Raw genomic sequence first — 18,038 nt, 5'->3', positions numbered from 1 at the left:
CACGCAAGATGAGCACGGCGAGCTGGCGAGGCGGCAGGGCCTGCACAAGGGTCACTGATGCGGCGCTAGCCGAGATTCAGAACCTCATCGTCCGCGTGCGTGCCGAACTCGGCGACGCGCACCTCCGCGACCTGCTCGTACCGGCTGATCCGGTCGGTCCACTCCGCGTCGACACCGAACGCCACCTGCGCGAAGCCCACCCGGCCGACGGCCTCGGCCAAGCCCGGATCACCAGGGGCCAGCAGCCGCACCGGCGCGTCAAGCGCCACGGTGTGCGGCGGCACGAAGTACTCGTCCGGCAGAACGGTGCGCGCATGGACGAGCGCGCCGACAGCGACAACCGAGCCGGCCCCCAACCGTGCGCGCTGCAGAACCGTCGCCGTGGTCGCCACATAGACGCACCTGCCGACCTCGCAGCCCAGCAGCGTGGCATGCGGCCCCACGAAGACGTGGTCACCGACAAGCACCGGCTGATCGCCGGCGACCGCAGACCCGCGCAGCACCGCGTTCTCGCAGATCACCGCCGCCTCCCCGACCTCGATCCGAGACCCCTCGGCATCGAGCACCGCACCGTACATCACCCGCGCCCTCGGTCCCACGCGGACATCACCGACCAGCGTGGCCGTCGGGGCGACGTAGGCGGTGGGATGGACCTGCGGTTCATGCCCGCGATGCCGGATGCGGATTGCCTGCGTTTCAGCGACCATGAGCGGATTCTCGCCCGACCGACCGCGGGCATGCTCGCGGGTTTCAGACATCGCGTTCGTCGAGACCTGTGCCATCCGCGATCTGAGGCACTCCAGGGCGAACGTTGGCTGATGCGGCACTAGCCGAGCAGTTCCGGACGGCTCGAAGCGCGGCGTGAGCGCGCCGCTGCCCGATAGACAATCGGGCAGCCCAGGCATCAGGCGCGGCGGGCGGCCCAGACGGTGCGCTCCGTGCGTACGGCGAGGTCGTCGCGGCGCAGGATGCTGCGCGGGCTGTCGACGTCCAGGAGTTCGTCGAGGGCGGCGAGGTCCTCAGGGCCGAGTGCGGACGCGGCCGCGCCGCGGATGCGTCGCAGGCTGCGGTGGGCGTAGCGGCCGACGGCCTCGCTTCGATCGCCCTCGATGTGGACGGTGATGGTTCGCTCGTCCTCGACGGTGAATCCGGCGGCGGCCAGCATCGGCCCCCAGTCGGCGCCGCGGTGCGGGACGTGTTCGGCGTGGAGGCTGTCGGTCGCACTGTGCACGCGTTCCTCGAGTCCCGGCCGGCCTTCGGGGGCGTCGGCGGGCAGGAAGCGGGGGAAACCGTCCAGCTCGACGACGGCGAACAGTCCCCCTGACGCGAGAAGTTCGTAGACGCCACGCAGTGCGCGCTCGGGGTGGGCCAGGTGGTGCATCGACGCCGAGGCCCACACCAGGTCCGGTGTGCCGAGGTCGGGCCAGGGGCTGGTGTCGAGGTCGGCCTGCACGGTGCGCACCCGGTCGGAGACGCCGCGGGCGCACGCCTTTTCACGCAGGAGCTGCAGGTGACCGACGGAGGCGTCGACCGCGGTGACGTGCACCTCGGGGAAGCGTTCGAGGAGCGCGAAGGTGCCCGCGCCGGTGCCGCAGCCCAGGTCCACGATCCGGCGCGGCTCGACCTTCAGCGGCAGCCAGGCGGTGATGGACGCGATGTGCTCGGCGAGGACCTCGGCGTCCAGGTCGAGGATCTCCGCTTGGCCGCTGTCGTCGTGCTCCTGGTGGTGGCCGTGCGAGCCGCCGTGGTGAGTGATGTGCTCGTGCGCTGAGGTCATGACATCACCGTAAGCACCTCATGCGCGTGCCGCACGACTCCTTGCGAATTACGCAAACAGGTGGCGCGATGTGCTGCGCGCGGCGCAAGACCGTCCCTCATGCGGCGGCGGTATTCCGTGCTCACGAGGGTGCTACTCGCGGGGACCGCGCACTCCGTCGTCCTCACCGGTCTCGCCTGCGTCGCGCTGGTGGCCGCGGCGGGCGTCGCGGTCGAAGATGCCCAGGATCTCGCACGGGCCGCCCTCGGCTCCGATCGCGTGCGGCATCATCGTGGGGAACTCGGCGGCCTGGTTGGTCTCGATGCGGAACCGGCGGTGGCCGAGCATGAGGATCGCGGTGCCGGAGAGCACGAGGAGCCATTCGCGGCCGGGGTGGGCGCGCATGCGGGCGGGATTGTCCGGCGGCGGGTCGGTCATGCGCCGGCGCATGACGCTCATGCCGGGGTCGCCCTTGATGGGCCAGCGCATCAGGCCGTGTGCGCCGTCGATCATCGGGCTCACGACGACGTCGTCGGCGGCGCTCTCCACGAGCTGGTCGAGGGTGGTGTCCAGGGCGCGGGCGAGGGTGACGAGCTGATCCAGGGCGAGGCGGCGCTGTCCGTTCTCGATCCGGCTCAGCGACGACTGGCTGAGGTTGGCGCGGGTGGCCAGTTCTTCCAGGGACCAGCCCTGCGCGACGCGTAGTGCGCGGATCCGTTTGCGTACGAGGCCGTCCAGCGCCCCGTCTTCTTGCGTCATAGGCAACATGCTATGCCATGGCCGCAATACGGGCTTAACTGGGACATCCCCATCCGCCCGTCGGTCTGATCCGAGCGGACCGCAGCCGGCGATCCGCGCGAAGTCCTGTCCGGGCGCTGATTCCGCATGCCCTTTCTGATAGGAAATCATGAGTAGCAACCAGCCTCCCCAGGCGGCGTCCGCGCCGGTAAGCGGCGCGGGTACGCCGGATGCGCGTCAGCTGCGCGCCATCCTGATCACCGTGTCGATCGCGCTGATGGCCGTCATCGCGTCGGTGTCCGGCCTCAACGTTGCCCAGACCCACCTGGCCGTCGAGTGGGGCGCCTCGCAGACCACCGTCCTGTGGATCATCAATGTCCACACCCTTGCCCTGGCCGCTCTGCTGCTGCCGCTCGGCGCGATCGGTGACCGATGGGGCCGCAAGCCCATGCTGATCATCGGTCTCATCGTCTTCGGCGCGGCCGGCGTCGTCGCCGGGCTCGCCCCGTCGGCCGCGGTGATGATCGGCGCCCGCGTGGCCGCGGGCGTCGGCGCCGCGATGATCATGCCGATCACGCTGGCCGTCATCACCTCCACGTTCCCCGAGGAGGAACGGGGCAAGGCCGTCGGTGTATGGACCGGCGTCGCCGGAGGCGGCGGCATCCTGGGCATGTTCCTCTCCGCGTTCCTCGTGGACGTCGCGGGCTGGCGGTGGCTGTTCGTGCTGCCCGTGGCCCTGGCCGTCGTCGCGCTGGCGATGACCCTGAGGTCGGTGCCCGACTCCCGCGAACGCTCCACCCGATCCTTCGACACCGTCGGCGCAGTGGTGTCCGCCATCGCCGTGATGGGACTCATCTTCGCCCTGCAGGAAGGCCCCGAGCGCGGCTGGACCGACCCCGTCTCCCTGATCGGCCTCGCCGTCGGTGTCGTCGCCGCCGTCGTCTTCGTGGCCTGGGAGCTGCACCGTCGTGACGCATCCCTGCTGGACGTACGCCTCTTCCGTGAACGCGGCCTGGCGGGCGGCTCCATCACGCTGCTCGTCGTCTTCGGCGTCCAGGCCGGTATCGCCGTCGTGCTCTTCCCGTTCTTCCAGGCCGTGCTGGGCTGGTCGGGCCTGCTGTCCACCGTGGCGATGATGCCCATGGCCATCATGATGATGGCGACGTCCGGCCTGGCCCCCAAGACGGCCGCCAAGATCGGCGCGCGCTCCACCATGACCGTGGGCATCGCCCTGTCCGCCCTCGGCCTCGCGCTGATGGCGCTGTTCGTCTCCGTCGACGGCGGCTACCTGTCCATCCTCGCCGGCCTGCTCGCCATGGGCCTCGGCATGGGCCTGTCGATGACGCCCTCCACCGAGGCGATCACCGGCTCCCTGCCCCGCGCCAAGCAGGGTGTTGCCTCGGCCCTCAACGACGTCACCCGCGAATTCGGCACCGCCCTGGGCGTCGCGCTGCTCGGCGCGCTCCTGGCCGTCGGCTACCGCAGCGCCATCGACGACAGGCTCGGCGGCATCCCCCAGGGGACGGCGGACACCGCACGTGAAGGCATCGCCAACGCCGTCGAGGTGGCCCCGAGCGCTGGCAGCCACGCCCAGGACCTGTTGCACGCCGCGCGGCAGTCCTTCGTCGACGGCTGGCAGCAGGCCATGTGGGCAGGCGTCGCCGTCATGGGCGTGCTGCTCGTCTACGTCGCTCTTCGCGGGCCGAAGGGCTCAGACCTCGCCATCGCGGACGAGGCGGAGACCACGGAGACCGTCGCCGTCCGGTGACCGCGGCCTCGCTGACGGGCTTGGACCGAAAGTCCCACGATCATGGGACTTCGAGCCGACCGCGGGGTGCCGTACGGCTCCTGCGGCACGGCCGGTGATCGCGGTTTCCTTGAGATGTCGAAAAGAGAGAAAAGACGTTGAAAGGGGCCGGTCATGGCCACCATCGAGAGGCGCAACCCCGTGTACGACGCCGTTCCCCCCGTCCCGGCCCAGACCCCCGCGCCCGTGGCGACGACGCAGACCACAACCGCCGGCCCGGTCCGGTACGTGTGGGCCGCCGCCCGCATCGCCGTCGGCTGGGTGTTCCTGTGGGCCTTCCTGGACAAGCTGTTCGGCTGGGGTTTCGCCACCCCCGCCGCCAAGTCCTGGATCAACGGCGGAAGCCCGACCACCGGCTTCCTCAAAGGCACCGCCGACCACACCTTCGGCGGCCTGTTCACCACCCTCGCCGGCCAGCCCTGGGTCGACTGGCTCTTCATGACCGGCCTCGCCGGCGCCGGCATCGCCCTCACCCTCGGCATCGGAATGCGCATCGCCGCCGCCGCGGGCGGACTGCTCCTGCTCATGATGTGGGCCGCCGAACTGCCGCTGACCACCAACCCCTTCATGGACGAGCACATCGTCTACGCCATCGTCCTGGCGGGCCTCGCCCTCACCGGCGCCGGCACCACCCTCGGACTCGGCACCCAGTGGGCCGCCACCCCCCTCGTCCGCCGCTTCCCGATCCTCAAGTAAACCGATCCCCAGCAGACCGACCCGCACACAACAGGCTCCGATGCCCGCCCCCGGCCCCCGGGGGTGGGCACCGGCATGTCCGCGGTGCGAAACTTCGCATCATGACGGAGAACGAGCCGCGGTCGCTGATCCCCAGCATGCGGTTGGACGATCTGCTGGCGGAGTTGCAGTCGCGCCTGGAGGCCGTGCTCGCCACCCGGGATCGGGTGCACGCATTGCTGGAGGCGGTCGTCTCGATCGGCAGCGACCTCGACCTGGAGGTCGTGCTGCGACGGATCGTCGAGACCGCCACCACGCTGGTGGACGCGACGTACGGCGCGATGGGCGTGATCGGGGAGGAGAGCACGCTCATCCAGTTCGTTCCGGTGGGGCTGAGCGAGGAGGAGATCGCCAGGATCGAGCACTGGCCGCACGGGCTCGGCCTGCTCGGCCTGCTGATCAAGGAACCGCAGACGCTGCGGCTGGCCGACATCTCCCAGCATCCCGAGTCGTACGGCTTCCCGCCCGGTCACCCGCCCATGGGCAGCTTCCTGGGCGTGCCGGTCCGGGTGCGCGACGAGGTGTTCGGCAACCTTTACCTCACCGAGAAGCGCGGCGGCGGGAACTTCGACGAGGACGACGAGGCGATCGTGGTCGCCCTGGCCACCGCCGCCGGCGTCGCCGTCGAGAACGCCCGCCTGTATGAGGAGAGCCGCCGCCGGGAGACCTGGCTGCAGGCGTCTTCGGACATCACCACCCGGCTGTTGTCGGGCGCCGAGCCGCGGGAGGTCCTCACACTGATCGCCCGGCGCGCCCGCGAGATGGCCGACGCCGACGCCGTGGCGATCCTGCTGCCCGACCGGAGCCGCGACGTGCTGCGCGTCGCGCTGCAGGAGGTCGAACCGGTCGAGGACGGGCCGCGTGCCTGGCTCGCCGGCAACAACGTCGAGGTCGAGGGCTCGCTCGCCGGCCGGGCGTTCCTGAGCGGCGAGCCACTGGCGTTGGACGATCCCGACCAGAGTCAGGTGCACCTGATCTGGGCCGGCGACCTGGACCCGGGGCCGGTGGCGGCCGTGCCGCTGGGCGCGGCCGGGGCCGCGCGCGGGGTGCTGGCCCTGGTCAAACGCTCGGGACGGATGCCGTTCAGCCAGTCGGAGCTGCGCACCCTGCACGCCTTCGCCGGGCAGGCGGCCGTCGCGCTGGAGCTGGCCGAGACCCGCAGGGACGCCGAGCGGCTCGGCCTGCTGGAAGACCGCGACCGCATCGCCAAGGACCTGCACGACGTGGTCATCCAGCGGCTGTTCGCGGTGGCCATGACCCTGATGAGCGCGGTGCGCCTGGTCGAGCGGCCGGAGGCCTCCTCCCGGCTGCAGAGCGCGATCGACGAGCTGGACACCACCATCCGGCAGATCCGCTCGACCATCTTCGCCCTGCAGACCCCCCGCGAGGACGCCCCGCCCAGCCTGCGCGCCCAGGTCGTCGACCTGGTCGAGGGCGCCCGGGGGCACCTGGGCTTCATGCCCGGCCTGAGCCTGGAAGGCCGGCTCGACAACGACGTGCCCGCCGAGGTCGCAGAACACCTTCTCGCCGTCCTGCGCGAGGCACTGTCGAACGTCGTCCGCCACGCCAAGGCCACTCGCGCCGACGTCGCCGTCCTTGCCGGGGGCGGGCGGCTGACCCTCGTGGTGGAGGACAACGGCGTCGGCATCCCGGCCGAGGGCCGCCGCAGCGGCCTGCGCAACCTCGCCGACCGGGCCGAACGGCTCGGCGGCACCTTCGCCCTCGCCTCTCCGGACGCCGGCGGCGCCCGCCTCGAATGGAGCGTCCCGCTGGGCTGATCACCTCAGGTCGTGTGAGCACGCCGCGGGCGTCCGCCGCCCGCGGCACGGCGAGCGTCCCTACAACCGGCGCAGCATCCGCATGGCCTCCGTTTCCACCCGTGAGAGATCGTGGAGGATGGCGCCGGCCTGGTCGAGGCAGCCCGCGTCGCCGCTCTCTCCCGCCTTCGCGATCAGGGTGGACACCTGCGTCCAGAGGACGGCGGCCTCGGCGTACAGCCGGTGACCTACGCGGAGGTTGTGGTCGTCGATCAGATGGGTGCACTCGGCGAGGAAGTCGCGGTAGAGGGCGCGGAAAAGGGCGCCGCCGGTGCCGCCCTTCTCCATCAGGACGGCGGCCTGCGGCAGATCCCGCCGCGGGTCGCCGGCGCGCCGGAGCCAGCCGGGCACCTTCCTGCCGGCCTTCTCGATGCCGCGATAGCCCAGATTCGCGATGGGAGGGGCGAGGAACGCGTCGGCGCAGGCCCTGATGGCGGGGACGATCCGGTCCTGCCAGGGGAGCGGGTGAGCCGGCGCGGTGATGGTGAACGATCGGTTCCTCGCGGTCATCGGGCCGCGTTCTGCACGTGCCATGGCGAAGCCGGCCCGGCTGGTGCGCACCGCTCCTCCCTGCTGGCCGGTGTCCACGAGGTAGACGTCGTGCTCGTCGTAGCCGTACATCGCGACGACATGACCGCCGAAGTGCACCGTGGAGCGGAAATAGTCCAGGTGGTAGCAGTCGAGCTGGACGCCGACCGGCCGACCGGCGTCGACGGGGGCGGCCACGTTCCGCCACGCCTTGCGCGGTGAGGTGGTCTCCTCGGTCGTCAACGTCAGCCCCAGCCTGGCCGCCAGGTTCACGGTGAGCTCGAACGGCCTGACGCGGCCTCCGAGTAGGGGGAACGGCATGCCCTTGCTGTCCCAGTAGACGAAGGACAGGCCCGAGCCCAGGCCGAACAGCATGGGCTCGGACACGTCGAGTCCCTCATGCCGCAGCAGCACTCCCAGCGCCGTCGTCTCGCAGTGCTGCATCCCCCGGGCCTCGACGTCCTTCACGACGGCCATGCTCACTCCCCTCATCCTGACTGCGGTGCACCGGTAGCGTCGGGCCTCCCACAGGGGGAGAGTCCACCGGGAGGCCCTCTGCCCGATCATGCGGCCCGGCTACCCCTGCGAGCGGTCGTCGCGCTGCCCGGCCAGGGCGCGGTTGACGGCGGCGAGCACCGCGCGGGCGGACGCCGTCACGGCGTCGGCGTCCTCTCCGGCCCCCCAGACGGGCGTGCCGCCGACGCGGCACCGGGCGTAGGCGACGGCGCCGCCCTCCGCCGGATGCCCGCCCTGCCAGAGCAGCCGCACCGCGATTCCCGACGCCTCCAGCGCGGCGGCGAGGGCCGCCACCGGCTCGGCGCCGGTCCCCCCGCTCTCGCGCCCGTCCCGCCGTACCCGGCAGTGGAATCCGTCGCCGCCGGCGGTCAGCGACGACAGCGTGACCGGCCCGTCCTCCGGCACGTACGCGGCGCGGAACAACCGGAGCAGGTCCTTCGGCGTGGCCTCCTGCCCGCTGCGGTCCGTCGCGTCCTGGACGACGCGGGAGAACTCGGCGCGCAGCGCTTTCGGCAGGTCGAGCCCGTGGTGGACCTGGAGGAGGTGGGCGATGCCGCCCTTGCCCGACTGGCTGTTGACCCGGATGACCGCCTCGTACGTGCGTCCGACGTCGGCCGGGTCGATCGGCAGGTAGGGCACCGACCAGGGCGCCTCCCCCACCGGCAGGCCCCGCTCGGCCGCGGCGCGTTCGTGGTGGGCGAGGCCCTTGCTGATCGCGTCCTGGTGGGTCCCGGAGAAGGCCGTGTAGACCAGGTCGCCCCCGTACGGATGCCGCACGTGGACGGGCAGGCGGTTGCACTCCTCGACGGTCCGCCGGATGACGTCGATGTCGGAGAAGTCCACCATGGGGTCGACGCCCTGCGCGTACAGGTTGAGCGCGAGAGTGACGAGGTCGACGTTCCCGGTGCGCTCGCCGTTGCCGAACAGGCAGCCCTCGACGCGCTGGGCCCCGGCCAGTACGGCGAGCTCCGCACAGGCCACGCCGGTGCCCCTGTCGTTGTGCGGGTGGACCGAGAGGATGACCGCGTCACGCCGTTCCAGGTGCCGGTGCATGTACTCGATCTGGTCGGCGTACAGGTTCGGCGTGGCGATCTCGACGGTGGCCGGCAGGTTGTGGATCACCGGCCGGTCCGGCGAGGCGTCCCACAACCGGGTGAGCCCGTTGCAGACCTCCAGGACGAAGTCGGGCTCGGTGCAGTTGAAGACCTCCGGGGAGAACTCGAACCGCACCGCCGTCCCCGGCACGGCGTCGGCGAGCCGCGCGATGTGCCCGGCGGCGTCCCGGATCAGCGCGTGCAGGCCGGCCCGGTCCTGCCCCAGGACGACGTCGCGCCAGACCGGCGCGGTCGCGGTGTAGAGGTGCACCACAGCGCGCGGCATGCCCTGGATGGAGGCGAAGGTCTGCTCGATGAGGTCGCGGCGGGCCGCCGTGAACACCACAGGGGTCACGTCGTCCGGCACCGCGCCGCTCACGGCCAGGTGACGGACGAAGTCGAAGTCGGTCCGGCTCGACGACGGATAGCCGACCTCGATCTCCTTGAACCCCATCGCGACGAGGAGGTCGAACATGCGGCGCTTGCGCGGGGTGTCCATCGGCTCGGCCAGCGCCTGGTTGCCGTCGCGCAGGTCGACGGGCACCCACAGCGGAGCACGCTCGATCCTGTGCCCCGGCCAGGTGCGGCGGATCTCGGGAATCTCGACCCGCTCGTGCGCGGGCCGGTAACGGTGGTGGGGCATCGCGCTGCCCCGCTGGGGATTCCAGGCGGGAGCGTCGGCGGGCACCGGGCCGGCCGGGGTGCGAAGCGTGGGGAAAGCAGTGGAGACGGCGGTCACGACGGTGATCCTTCGGTCGGAGGGCGACCGGCGGCACGGCACCCCGCGGCGGGGCGCCGGTCATCGGATCAAACCCCGCCGCGGCGGCCGAGAAGCAGGCCGGGAAAACGGCCGGAGAACCAGCGCGACGACATGGCGGTAGACTAACCACACGACAACTCCTCAGACAACCTGAGAGGTGAAACCGATGGCGCTCGGCGCGCTCCACCGCAGCCCCCTCGTCGACCAGGCCGCCGAGAGCCTGCGCGAGCAGATCGCGGAGGGCCTCTGGCCGGTCGGCACCCGGCTGCCCGGCGAGACGACCCTGGCCAAGACCCTCGGCGTGGGCCGTTCCACCGTCCGCGAGGCCCTGCGCGCGCTGGCCGGCGCCGGGCTGGTCCAGGCGCGGCAGGGCGCCGGCGTCTTCGTCATCGCCACCAGTCCCGCGGAGGACTGGACCTCCCGCCTGCGCCGTGCCGCCGTGGCCGACGTCTACGAGGTGCGCATGCTGGTCGAGGTGCAGGCCGCCCGGCTGGCGGCGCGGCGCCGTACGCCGGACGACGTGACGGCGCTGCACGCGGCGCTGGAGGCCCGGCGGGCCGCCGCACGGGACGGTGACGCCGCCTTCGTCGACGCCGACATCGCCCTGCACGCGGCCGTCGTCGCCGCCGCGCACAACCCGGTGCTGACCGACCTGTTCGCCGAGTTCGTCCCCCGGCTACGCGAGGGACTGGTCGCCCTGGTGGACCTGCTCGATCTGCGGGCGGTCGACCCGAACCCGGGAGACGACACCCATGCGGCGTTCGTCGACGCCGTCGAGCGCGGCGACGCCGACGGCGCGGGCCGCGTGCTGCAGGAGGAACTGGAGCAGACCCTCGGCCGCCTGCGCCGCGCCGGCTGACGATCGGGCCCGGCGCGACTGCAGGGCAGAGCGCGGGGTCAGGGCACAGTGTTGGGTCAGGGCATGCCGCGGGATCAGGGCTCGACGTCGGCGAAGAACTTGGCGTCAAAGGTGATCTTGGCGAGCGCCTTCTGCCCGTCCGCGTTGGGGTGGAAGTAGTCCCACGCGCTCACCTGCTTCAGCGTGAAGGGATAGGCGAAGACCGCACCCCCGTCGTAGCGGCAGGCCGGGCCGTAGCTCTCGCACGCCTGCCTGAGCTGCTCGTTGTAGTCCATCACCCGCTCGCGCACCCGGTCGCGCCTGGCCTCGTCCTTCTTCGCCGTGGACTTCGGGTTGGCCAGCATCGACTGGCAGATGTGGCCGATCCCCCAGAAAACGCGCGCCCACCCGTTGTCCTTGCCGACCCGCCACAGGCGTTTGACGTCCGGAATGCTCGCGACGTAGACCCGCGCGCCGGCGGGCCGCAGCACGTCGAAGGCGGCGTCGACGTTGCGCCGGAAGGCGCCCACCGGGGTCATCTCCTTCTCCGTGCCCACGCAGGCGTCCTGCGCGCCGATCAGCACGGTGACGTAGCCGGCCCCGGCCTCGACGGCCTTGCGCGCCTGTCCGGCCAGGTCGGCGCTGGTCGCCCCCGGGACGGCGAAGTTCAGGTTGTGCCCCTTGATCGCGCTCCCCATGGCGAGCAGGCGCAGGTAGTGGCTGTTCACCGATGACGAGTCTCCCGCGGACCATGAGCGGGACGTGCAGGCGACGTACCAGCCGCAGGCGTTGAACCCCGCGCTGATCGAGTCGCCCAGCGCCGCCATCACGGCGGGCGTCGTACGGGCATGAGCGGCGGTCGGCACGAGCAGGACGGCCGTGGCCAGGACCGGCGTGATCTTCTTGATCATGGGCACCTCCGGGAGATCAAAGGTAGGGATCGCGTGGAGGTGCGCTCTATCGCCACCAGGGAAGTCGAGCCTTCCATGACCAAGTTCCTATCGCGGCTTGACACAGGGAACCCGGGACCGCATGGGGGGCCTCTTGTCGAACACGTTCAGATCCTGCGTAGAGTGAGTCGGGTGACTGTCGCTCTTATCCGGCCCCTCGTGGTTCGCACGGTCGCGGTGAGCGACCCTGACGATCTGCTGGCGCGTCTGCCCGACGCCGCGCCGTACGCCTGGATCAGACACGGCGAGGGGCTCGTGGGCTGGGGGGAGGCGGCACGCGCGTCGGTGCCGCCGGGCGCCGGCCGGTTCGACTGGGCCCGCGGCTGGCTCTCCTCGCTGTTCGCCGGGGCGCTCATCGAGGACGAGGTCGGCGTGCCGGGCTCGGGACCGGTCGCCTTCGGCTCCTTCACCTTCGACGGCGACGCCCAGGGGACCGTGCTGGTCGTCCCCCGCGTGGTGCTCGCCCGCCGGGACGGCCGCGCCTGGCTCACCACGATCGGCGACAGCGCCTTCGACCTGACCACCCCGCCGAGGGACCCCGGCCGCATCCGCTACGCCGACGGCTCGCTGTCGGCGCTGGAGTGGGAGCACCGGGTCGCGCGAGCCGTACGCCGGATCAAGGACGGCAGGCTGGACAAGGTCGTGCTCGCCCGCGACCTGATGGCCGTAGCGGAGCGGGACATCGACCCCCGGGTGCTGCTGGGACGGCTGGCCGAGCGCTACCCCGAGTGCTACACGTTCTCGGTGGACGGGCTGGTCGGTGCGACGCCGGAACTGCTGGTGCGGCACACCGGCCAGGCGGTGGAGTCGCTGGTGCTCGCGGGCACGACGGCGCGGGGCGGCGGCCCGGCCGAGGACGCCGCCCGCGCCGCCGCGCTGTACGCCTCGAAGAAGGACCGTCACGAGCACGCCTGCGCGGTCGCCTCGGTCCGGGAGGCGCTCGGCCCCCTCTGCTCGGCGCTGGACGTCCCCGACGAGCCCGAGCTCCTGGTGCTGCCCAACGTGCAGCATCTGGCCAGCCGGGTCACCGGGCGGCTGTCCGACGGCGCGTCGGTGCTCGACGTGGTGGCGGCCATGCATCCCACGGCCGCTGTCGGCGGGACGCCCACCGGGGCCGCGCTCGGCGTCATCCGCGAGCTGGAGGGCATGGACCGCGGGGGCTACGCCGGGCCGGTCGGCTGGATCGACTCGCGTGGCGACGGCGAGTGGGGCATCGCGCTGCGCTGCGCGTACGTCTCGGGCAGACGCGCCCGGCTGTTCGCCGGCTGCGGCATCATGGCCGGGTCGGACCCCGCCGCCGAGCTCGCCGAGGCGCAGGCCAAGCTCCGCGCGATGCGATACGCCCTGGAGGGGTGAGCCCCAAGGGCGCGCTCACAGGCCACTCGGCCGGGGCCAGGTGTAGTTACAGGAGGAGAAGCCCAGGTCGTTGGCGCGCTTTATCGCCGAGTCATCATATTTCGCGTACATATCGAGATAGGCGGAGGCCGTCTTCCACTCAAAGCGGCCGATGCCGTCGGCCATTTTCGACCAGGCCCAGTTCGCCTTCTCGTAGTCGTTCCAGATCTTCTGCATCGAGAACCGCATACCGTCTGGGAGGTCTTCCATCGCGGCACGCCACCGGCGGAGCAGCAAGGTGCGCAGTTCGAGGATCTTCTCGGCCCACGGATGGAACGTGGCCGCGTCGTTTCCAGCCAGCCGGTTCATCTCGTCGATCCGTTTGAGCACCTTCGCACAGGCCCGATCACCGTCCATCACGGCGTCGTCCGCGGCCTCCCGCTCCGTCACCTCGGGATCTGGCGTGGACGCGGCGGCACTGGGAGAGGGAGAGGGAGTAGATCCCCAACCAGGGATATCTTTCACTGAAGAGATGCCCAAAAAAGTGGCGATCCCCATTAACGAGGCGATTAATCCGACAAAAGCCACGAAAGACGCACCTCGCCTTTTACGCCCCATAGATCATTCCCTTTGGACGTGCGGAGTCCTCGATGGAACGCGGTTCGCGGGTCATCGCCAACCAGCACTTCTGTTATATCCGGTTCATTGAGCCTTTTTCATCGCGAGTAGCGGTCGTCTTCGACGGCGTGCAGGACGAGGATGGCCTGAAGGATCGCGGTGGCGTGGGTGGGGGCGGCAGCGGAGATTCGACACCGGCTTCCACGCTTTAAGGGTCGCGACGGCGCTTTCGCCGAGGACTCGGATGTGGGCGCGAGCGCGGTTCACGTCCTCTTGACGGCGGGACCGCCGCGGGCGGGGTGCCGGCGGCGTTGAACGGGGTGCGGATGGTGCCGCCCGCGGTCAGCGGGCGAGGTGGACGGTGCCGCCGCGCTCGGTCTCGGCCCGCCCGGCGGTGAGCGCCGCGATCCACTCCTCGAAGACGGGGAGCCGGTCCTCGGCCACCGCCACCTCGAAGGCGACCCGCGAACCGTAGTCCACACCCCGCAGCGCGTACGGCGAGGCGCGCAGGTCGCTTTCCAGCCTCCCGGCCTGCGCGTGGCCGACCGACACGGTCACGACGGCCGCGGGGACCATCTCGACCGCCTCCGCCCGGTCGAGCGTCTCCCCCACCGCGCCGCCGTACGCCCGCGCGAGGCCGCCCGCGCCCAGCAGCACCCCGCCGAAGTAACGGGTGACGACGGCGACCACGTCGGCGAAGCCGCGCCGGGTGAGCATCTCCAGCATCGGCGTCCCGGCCGTGCCGCCGGGCTCCCCGTCGTCGTCCGCCCTGCGCACGCGCTCGCCGACGACGTACGCCGTGCAGTTGTGGGTCGCGTCGGCGTAGAGCCGCCTGCGCTCGGCGACGAACTCCCGCGCGGCCTCCTCCGTGGCGGCGGGGGCGAGCGCGCAGATGAAACGCGAACGGCGGATCTCGATCTCGTGCTCGACGATGTCCCTGATCGTCCGGTACGGCGCTGCCACGAGGTCAGCTTATTCAGTGGGCCGCCTTTACAAAGTAAGGTGAGGCCTTTGTAGGGCTGGACGAACATCGCGGCGCCTTTTGGTGCGACCCGACGAATTGCCCCGCTCCCTCCCTGCCGTACCGTCGGCGGGGTGTCAGTCGAACTCCCCTCCAGCCTCCACCACCGCGCGGTCGTCGCGGACACGCACAACGACCTGCTGATGGCCGTCGCCGAACGCCCGCCGGCCCGGTGGGCGCAGTTCTTCAGGGAACGGTGGCTGCCCCAGTTGCGGGACGGCGGGGTGGACCTCCAGGTGCTGCCCGTCTTCGTGGACGACCGCTACCGCCCGGAGGGCGCGCTGCGCCAGACCCTGCGCATGATCGAGTGCGCGCACGTGCTGGCCGAGGGCAACGCGGACGCCGTACGGCTGTGCCTGGACGGCGCACAGGTCGACCGTGCCCTCGACGACGGCGTGATCGCCCTGGTCCTGGCGCTGGAGAGCATGCCCGGCCTCGACTCCTCCGTCGAACTGCTGCCCACCCTGCACCGGCTCGGCGTACGGGTGGCCTCCATCGCCCACTGGGGGCGCACGCCCCTTGCGGACGGCAGCGGCGAGGACGCCACGGGCGGACGGCTGACCCACGCCGGGGTGGCGGCCGTCGGCGAGATGGAGCGGCTCGGCATGATCTTCGACATCTCCCACCTGGGCGCACGCGGCGTCGAGCACGTGCTGGAGCTCGCCGGCCGGCCGGTGATGGCGACGCATTCGTCCGCCCGCGCCCTGCGCGACCACCACCGCAACCTCACCGACGACCAGATCCGCGGCGTCGCCGCCACCGGCGGGGTCGTCTGCGTCAACTTCTTCCCCGTCTTCCTCGCCGAGGATTCCGCCGGCCACACCGTGGACCGACTGGTGGACCACATCGAGCATGTCGCGGAGGTCGCCGGGATCGACCACGTGGGGCTGGGCCCCGACTTCGTCCGCGAGGTGCTGCACGACACCACTCCCCCGTGCTGTGAGGACTTCGGCTTCGACGGCATCGACCCCTACGCCGCCCTGCCCGGGCTGGACGGGCCGCGCGGGCTGCACCTGGTCACCGCGGCCCTGCTGCGGCGCGGCCTGGCGGAAGACGACATCCTGAAGATCCTCGGCGGCAACGTGCGGCGGCTGTTCCAGGCCGAGCTGGGCAGGCCCCGGTGACGACGGTCGTGAACCTCTCCGCCATGCTGGCCGACCTGGAGGAGCTCGTCTGCTGCGAGTCGTTCTCCGCCGACCACGAGGCGGTGGCCCGCAGCGCCGCCGTCGTCGCCGGCCAGGGGCGCCGCCTGCTCGGCGTGCCTCCCGAGACGATCGTGATCGACGGGGTGACGCACCTGCGGTGGAGCTTCGGCGAGCCGCGCGTGCTGCTGCTCGGCCACCACGACACGGTCTGGCCGATCGGCTCCCTGCGTACGCGGCCGTGGTCGGTCAGCGGCGGGATCGCGCGGGGGCCCGGGGTGTTCGACATGAAGGCCGGGCTGGTGCAACTGTTCCACGCGCTGGCCGCGCTGCCCTCCCCCGACGGCGTGTGCGTGCTGGTCACCGGGGACGAGGAGGTCGGTTCGCCGTCCTCCCGCGCCCTGGTCGAGGAGTCGGCACGCGGCTGCGCCGCCGCCTTCGTGCTGGAGGCGAGCGCCGAGGGCGGCGCGCTGAAGACCGCGCGCAAGGGCATCTCGGCGTACGAGGTGGTGGTGCACGGCCGGGCCGCCCACGCGGGCCTCGATCCGGGCAAGGGAGCCAACGCCGGTGTGGAACTCGCCCACCAGATCCTCGCCGTCGCCGCGATGGCGACCCCGGCCGCGAGTCCGGACGGGACTTCGGACGGCCCGGACGGGACCCTGGACGAAACGACGGTCACGCCCACGCTGCTGTCCGGCGGCACCACCATGAACACCGTGCCCGCGCTGGCCCGCCTGGCCGTGGACGTGCGCGTGCCTACCGTCGCGGCCCAGCTCCGGGTGGACGCGCTGATGCGGGCGCTGTCACCCCGGACGCCCGGCACGCGCGTGGAGGTTCTCGGCGGCCCGAACCGCCCGCCGCTCGAACCGGCCTCGTCGGCCGGTCTGTTCGCACTCGCCCAGCGGGTCGCCGCCGGCCTCGGGCTCGCTCCCCCGGCGGGCGCGGCCGTCGGCGGCGCGTCGGACGGCAACCTCACCGCAGGGGCCGGCTGCCCGACCCTGGACGGGCTCGGCGCGGTCGGCGGCGGCGCGCACGCCGACGACGAGCACGTGGTCGTGGCCGAGATGCCGGGCCGTGCGGCGCTGCTGGCGGGCCTGGTGGAGGCGGCGCGCGGCTGAGCGGCCCCGACGGGCTGTACCCGCGGGAGAACGGCATCTGACCGTGCCCACCGGCCCGGGCATCGGGGTCGAGCCGATCCCGTCGCTGCTGGACGAGGTCGCCGCCGACGGCTCATCCGGCGACCACGTCCTCGGGACCGGCCGCGGGCGGGAATCCCGAGCCGGCCCCCCACATCTCCGCGAACCGGCCGTCGTCGATGCGGAAGATCTCGAACAGCATGGGCCGTTCGTCGCCGTCCGCAGCCGTGATCCCCTCGACGGTCGAGCGGACGGCGGCCTTGTCGCCGTCGACCAGGATGTCCCGAGCGACGACGCGGATGTCGGGATACCGGGCGACGAGCGCACGCCAGGCCCGCTTGCCCGCCTCGAACCCGGGGACGCCGAGCGGATGGCTGAAGAAGCCGGGTGTGTGCAGGTCGGCGGCCTGGTCGAAGCGCCGGGTGTTGAAGCACTCCTGCATGCGGAGCACCAGGGCGGTCGCGTCCTCGCGTGTGGTCATCGGCGTGGTCTCCTCGTGGCCGGCGGATCGGTCATGGGCGACGCGAGGCCTAACCGGTGCGCCGCCCCGGTTCTGCCCATACTATGCGGTGCGGCGCCCCGGTTATGCTGATCCGCATATGTCCAGCCAGCCATCTCGACCAGGCCCGGCGAACCCGGCGGCAGGTCCCGGAAGCGACCGTGAGCTGCGGGCCGACGCGCGCCGCAATCGCGAACGCGTCCTGCGGACCGCGCAGCGGCTGTTCGCCACGGAGGGGCTCGGCGTCTCGCTCGACGAGATCGCCCGCCGCGCGGGCGTCGGTCCGGGCACCGTCCACCGGCACTTCCCGACGAAGGAAGCGCTCTATCTCGCCGTCGCGATCGACCAGATCAGGAAACTGGTGGCGGAGGGGGAGGCACTGGCCGCAACCGGCGATCCCACCGCCCTGTTCACGCTGCTGTCCGCGATGATGGCGAGCGGCGCGGAGAACGTGGCGGTGAAGAGCGCGCTGGTGGCGGCCGAGTTCGACCTGCGCACCGCCGCTCCCGATGTCGCGGCCGACCTCACGCGCCGTGTCGCGGACCTGCTCGATCGCGCGCAGGCAGCCGGCGCCGTACGCCCCGACCTCACCGTCGGCGAGGTGATGGCCCTGGTCGCCGGCGCCTTCGCCGCGATCCGCCACGCGGGCGCGGAAACCAGCCGCGAGCGCTCCGCGCACATCGCCCGGCTCGTCCTCGACGGGCTGCGACCCCGCTGAGCGGCGTGCACGCCCGGCCCGGTTCCGGCC

General features: G+C 72.0%; 17 protein-coding genes. 8 read left to right on the top strand and 9 right to left on the bottom strand.

The window, feature by feature from the left end; all coding sequences use genetic code 11:
- Positions 1–65: 65 nt before the first annotated feature.
- The 3 genes from ACIBK1_RS31840 to ACIBK1_RS31830 form a co-directional block, all read right to left on the bottom strand.
- Positions 66–707 (bottom strand): gamma carbonic anhydrase family protein, encoded by a 642-nt coding sequence (locus ACIBK1_RS31840; protein WP_030511871.1) that lies wholly within the window; start codon positions 705–707, stop codon positions 66–68.
- Between the two features lie 197 nt (positions 708–904).
- On the bottom strand, positions 905–1,777 hold the full coding sequence (locus ACIBK1_RS31835) for a class I SAM-dependent methyltransferase (RefSeq protein WP_396739401.1): 873 nt from the start codon (positions 1,775–1,777) through the stop codon (positions 905–907).
- 132 nt (positions 1,778–1,909) lie between these two features.
- Complete coding sequence (locus ACIBK1_RS31830) at positions 1,910–2,515, bottom strand: helix-turn-helix domain-containing protein (protein ID WP_036408992.1); 606 nt, start codon at positions 2,513–2,515, stop codon at positions 1,910–1,912.
- A 148-nt stretch (positions 2,516–2,663) separates the two neighbouring features.
- Here ACIBK1_RS31830 and ACIBK1_RS31825 point away from each other — a divergent pair, with 148 nt between their 5' ends.
- The 3 genes from ACIBK1_RS31825 to ACIBK1_RS31815 all read left to right on the top strand — a co-directional run bounded on the left by ACIBK1_RS31825 (position 2,664) and on the right by ACIBK1_RS31815 (position 6,814).
- Positions 2,664–4,262, top strand: a complete 1,599-nt coding sequence (locus ACIBK1_RS31825) for an MFS transporter (RefSeq protein ID WP_396739399.1) — start codon at positions 2,664–2,666, stop codon at positions 4,260–4,262.
- Between the two features lie 153 nt (positions 4,263–4,415).
- The gene (locus ACIBK1_RS31820) at positions 4,416–4,997 is read left to right on the top strand and encodes a hypothetical protein (protein ID WP_396739397.1); all 582 of its coding nucleotides are present in this window, start codon (positions 4,416–4,418) and stop codon (positions 4,995–4,997) included.
- 101 nt (positions 4,998–5,098) lie between these two features.
- A complete protein-coding gene (locus ACIBK1_RS31815) occupies positions 5,099–6,814 on the top strand; it encodes a GAF domain-containing sensor histidine kinase (protein WP_396739395.1) in 1,716 nt (571 codons plus the stop codon).
- A gap of 60 nt (positions 6,815–6,874) precedes the next feature.
- Here the strand turns inward: ACIBK1_RS31815 and ACIBK1_RS31810 are convergent, their stop codons facing one another.
- On the bottom strand, positions 6,875–7,858 hold the full coding sequence (locus tag ACIBK1_RS31810) for a BtrH N-terminal domain-containing protein (protein WP_396739393.1): 984 nt from the start codon (positions 7,856–7,858) through the stop codon (positions 6,875–6,877).
- A 99-nt stretch (positions 7,859–7,957) separates the two neighbouring features.
- Positions 7,958–9,634, bottom strand: coding sequence for a 2-isopropylmalate synthase (locus ACIBK1_RS31805; RefSeq protein ID WP_396739459.1), 1,677 nt, complete (start codon positions 9,632–9,634; stop codon positions 7,958–7,960).
- Between the two features lie 283 nt (positions 9,635–9,917).
- Between ACIBK1_RS31805 and ACIBK1_RS31800 the strand changes: the two genes are divergently transcribed.
- A complete protein-coding gene (locus ACIBK1_RS31800; protein ID WP_030506496.1) occupies positions 9,918–10,610 on the top strand; it encodes a FadR/GntR family transcriptional regulator in 693 nt (230 codons plus the stop codon).
- A 74-nt stretch (positions 10,611–10,684) separates the two neighbouring features.
- Here the strand turns inward: ACIBK1_RS31800 and ACIBK1_RS31795 are convergent, their stop codons facing one another.
- Positions 10,685–11,500, bottom strand: coding sequence for a GDSL-type esterase/lipase family protein (locus tag ACIBK1_RS31795; RefSeq protein WP_396739391.1), 816 nt, complete (start codon positions 11,498–11,500; stop codon positions 10,685–10,687).
- A 171-nt stretch (positions 11,501–11,671) separates the two neighbouring features.
- On the opposite strand from ACIBK1_RS31795, the gene ACIBK1_RS31790 reads away from it, so the two are divergent.
- Complete coding sequence (locus ACIBK1_RS31790) at positions 11,672–12,895, top strand: isochorismate synthase (protein ID WP_030506498.1); 1,224 nt, start codon at positions 11,672–11,674, stop codon at positions 12,893–12,895.
- A 15-nt stretch (positions 12,896–12,910) separates the two neighbouring features.
- Here the strand turns inward: ACIBK1_RS31790 and ACIBK1_RS31785 are convergent, their stop codons facing one another.
- A complete protein-coding gene (locus ACIBK1_RS31785; RefSeq protein WP_156080798.1) occupies positions 12,911–13,462 on the bottom strand; it encodes a hypothetical protein in 552 nt (183 codons plus the stop codon).
- A 372-nt stretch (positions 13,463–13,834) separates the two neighbouring features.
- Positions 13,835–14,455 carry an IMPACT family protein gene (locus ACIBK1_RS31780; RefSeq protein WP_030506500.1) on the bottom strand — a complete coding sequence of 207 codons (621 nt, stop codon included), beginning with the start codon at positions 14,453–14,455 and terminating at the stop codon, positions 13,835–13,837.
- A gap of 132 nt (positions 14,456–14,587) precedes the next feature.
- Between ACIBK1_RS31780 and ACIBK1_RS31775 the strand changes: the two genes are divergently transcribed.
- The gene (locus ACIBK1_RS31775; protein ID WP_396739388.1) at positions 14,588–15,637 is read left to right on the top strand and encodes a dipeptidase; all 1,050 of its coding nucleotides are present in this window, start codon (positions 14,588–14,590) and stop codon (positions 15,635–15,637) included.
- Positions 15,634–16,773 carry a M20 family metallopeptidase gene (locus ACIBK1_RS31770; RefSeq protein WP_396739386.1) on the top strand — a complete coding sequence of 380 codons (1,140 nt, stop codon included), beginning with the start codon at positions 15,634–15,636 and terminating at the stop codon, positions 16,771–16,773. The genes ACIBK1_RS31775 and ACIBK1_RS31770 overlap by 4 nt, the downstream gene beginning before the upstream one ends.
- A gap of 112 nt (positions 16,774–16,885) precedes the next feature.
- Here ACIBK1_RS31770 and ACIBK1_RS31765 read toward each other — a convergent pair whose 3' ends face one another.
- Positions 16,886–17,272 carry a nuclear transport factor 2 family protein gene (locus ACIBK1_RS31765; RefSeq protein WP_396739384.1) on the bottom strand — a complete coding sequence of 129 codons (387 nt, stop codon included), beginning with the start codon at positions 17,270–17,272 and terminating at the stop codon, positions 16,886–16,888.
- Positions 17,273–17,390: 118 nt separating this feature from the next.
- On the opposite strand from ACIBK1_RS31765, the gene ACIBK1_RS31760 reads away from it, so the two are divergent.
- Entirely contained in the window at positions 17,391–18,008 is a 618-nt protein-coding gene (locus tag ACIBK1_RS31760) for a TetR/AcrR family transcriptional regulator (RefSeq protein WP_396739382.1), read from the top strand.
- Positions 18,009–18,038: the final 30 nt, after the last annotated feature.

This window comes from Microbispora rosea, assembly GCF_044460045.1.
GTDB classification, from domain to species: Bacteria; Actinomycetota; Actinomycetes; order Streptosporangiales; family Streptosporangiaceae; genus Microbispora; species Microbispora rosea.
Note: the sequence above shows the minus strand (reverse complement) of the source record. Positions and strands in the feature narration are given on the sequence as shown.

Coding starts and splice junctions, on each gene's coding strand:
- ACIBK1_RS31800 (WP_030506496.1), top strand. CDS start 9,918: ATGGCGCTCGGCGCGCTCCACCGCAGCCCCCTCGTCGACCAGGCCGCC.
- ACIBK1_RS31830 (WP_036408992.1), bottom strand. CDS start 2,515: ATGACGCAAGAAGACGGGGCGCTGGACGGCCTCGTACGCAAACGGATC.
- ACIBK1_RS31760 (WP_396739382.1), top strand. CDS start 17,391: ATGTCCAGCCAGCCATCTCGACCAGGCCCGGCGAACCCGGCGGCAGGT.
- ACIBK1_RS31825 (WP_396739399.1), top strand. CDS start 2,664: ATGAGTAGCAACCAGCCTCCCCAGGCGGCGTCCGCGCCGGTAAGCGGC.
- ACIBK1_RS31835 (WP_396739401.1), bottom strand. CDS start 1,777: ATGACCTCAGCGCACGAGCACATCACTCACCACGGCGGCTCGCACGGC.
- ACIBK1_RS31815 (WP_396739395.1), top strand. CDS start 5,099: ATGACGGAGAACGAGCCGCGGTCGCTGATCCCCAGCATGCGGTTGGAC.
- ACIBK1_RS31805 (WP_396739459.1), bottom strand. CDS start 9,634: ATGCCCCACCACCGTTACCGGCCCGCGCACGAGCGGGTCGAGATTCCC.
- ACIBK1_RS31810 (WP_396739393.1), bottom strand. CDS start 7,858: ATGGCCGTCGTGAAGGACGTCGAGGCCCGGGGGATGCAGCACTGCGAG.
- ACIBK1_RS31795 (WP_396739391.1), bottom strand. CDS start 11,500: ATGATCAAGAAGATCACGCCGGTCCTGGCCACGGCCGTCCTGCTCGTG.
- ACIBK1_RS31765 (WP_396739384.1), bottom strand. CDS start 17,272: ATGACCACACGCGAGGACGCGACCGCCCTGGTGCTCCGCATGCAGGAG.
- ACIBK1_RS31840 (WP_030511871.1), bottom strand. CDS start 707: ATGGTCGCTGAAACGCAGGCAATCCGCATCCGGCATCGCGGGCATGAA.
- ACIBK1_RS31820 (WP_396739397.1), top strand. CDS start 4,416: ATGGCCACCATCGAGAGGCGCAACCCCGTGTACGACGCCGTTCCCCCC.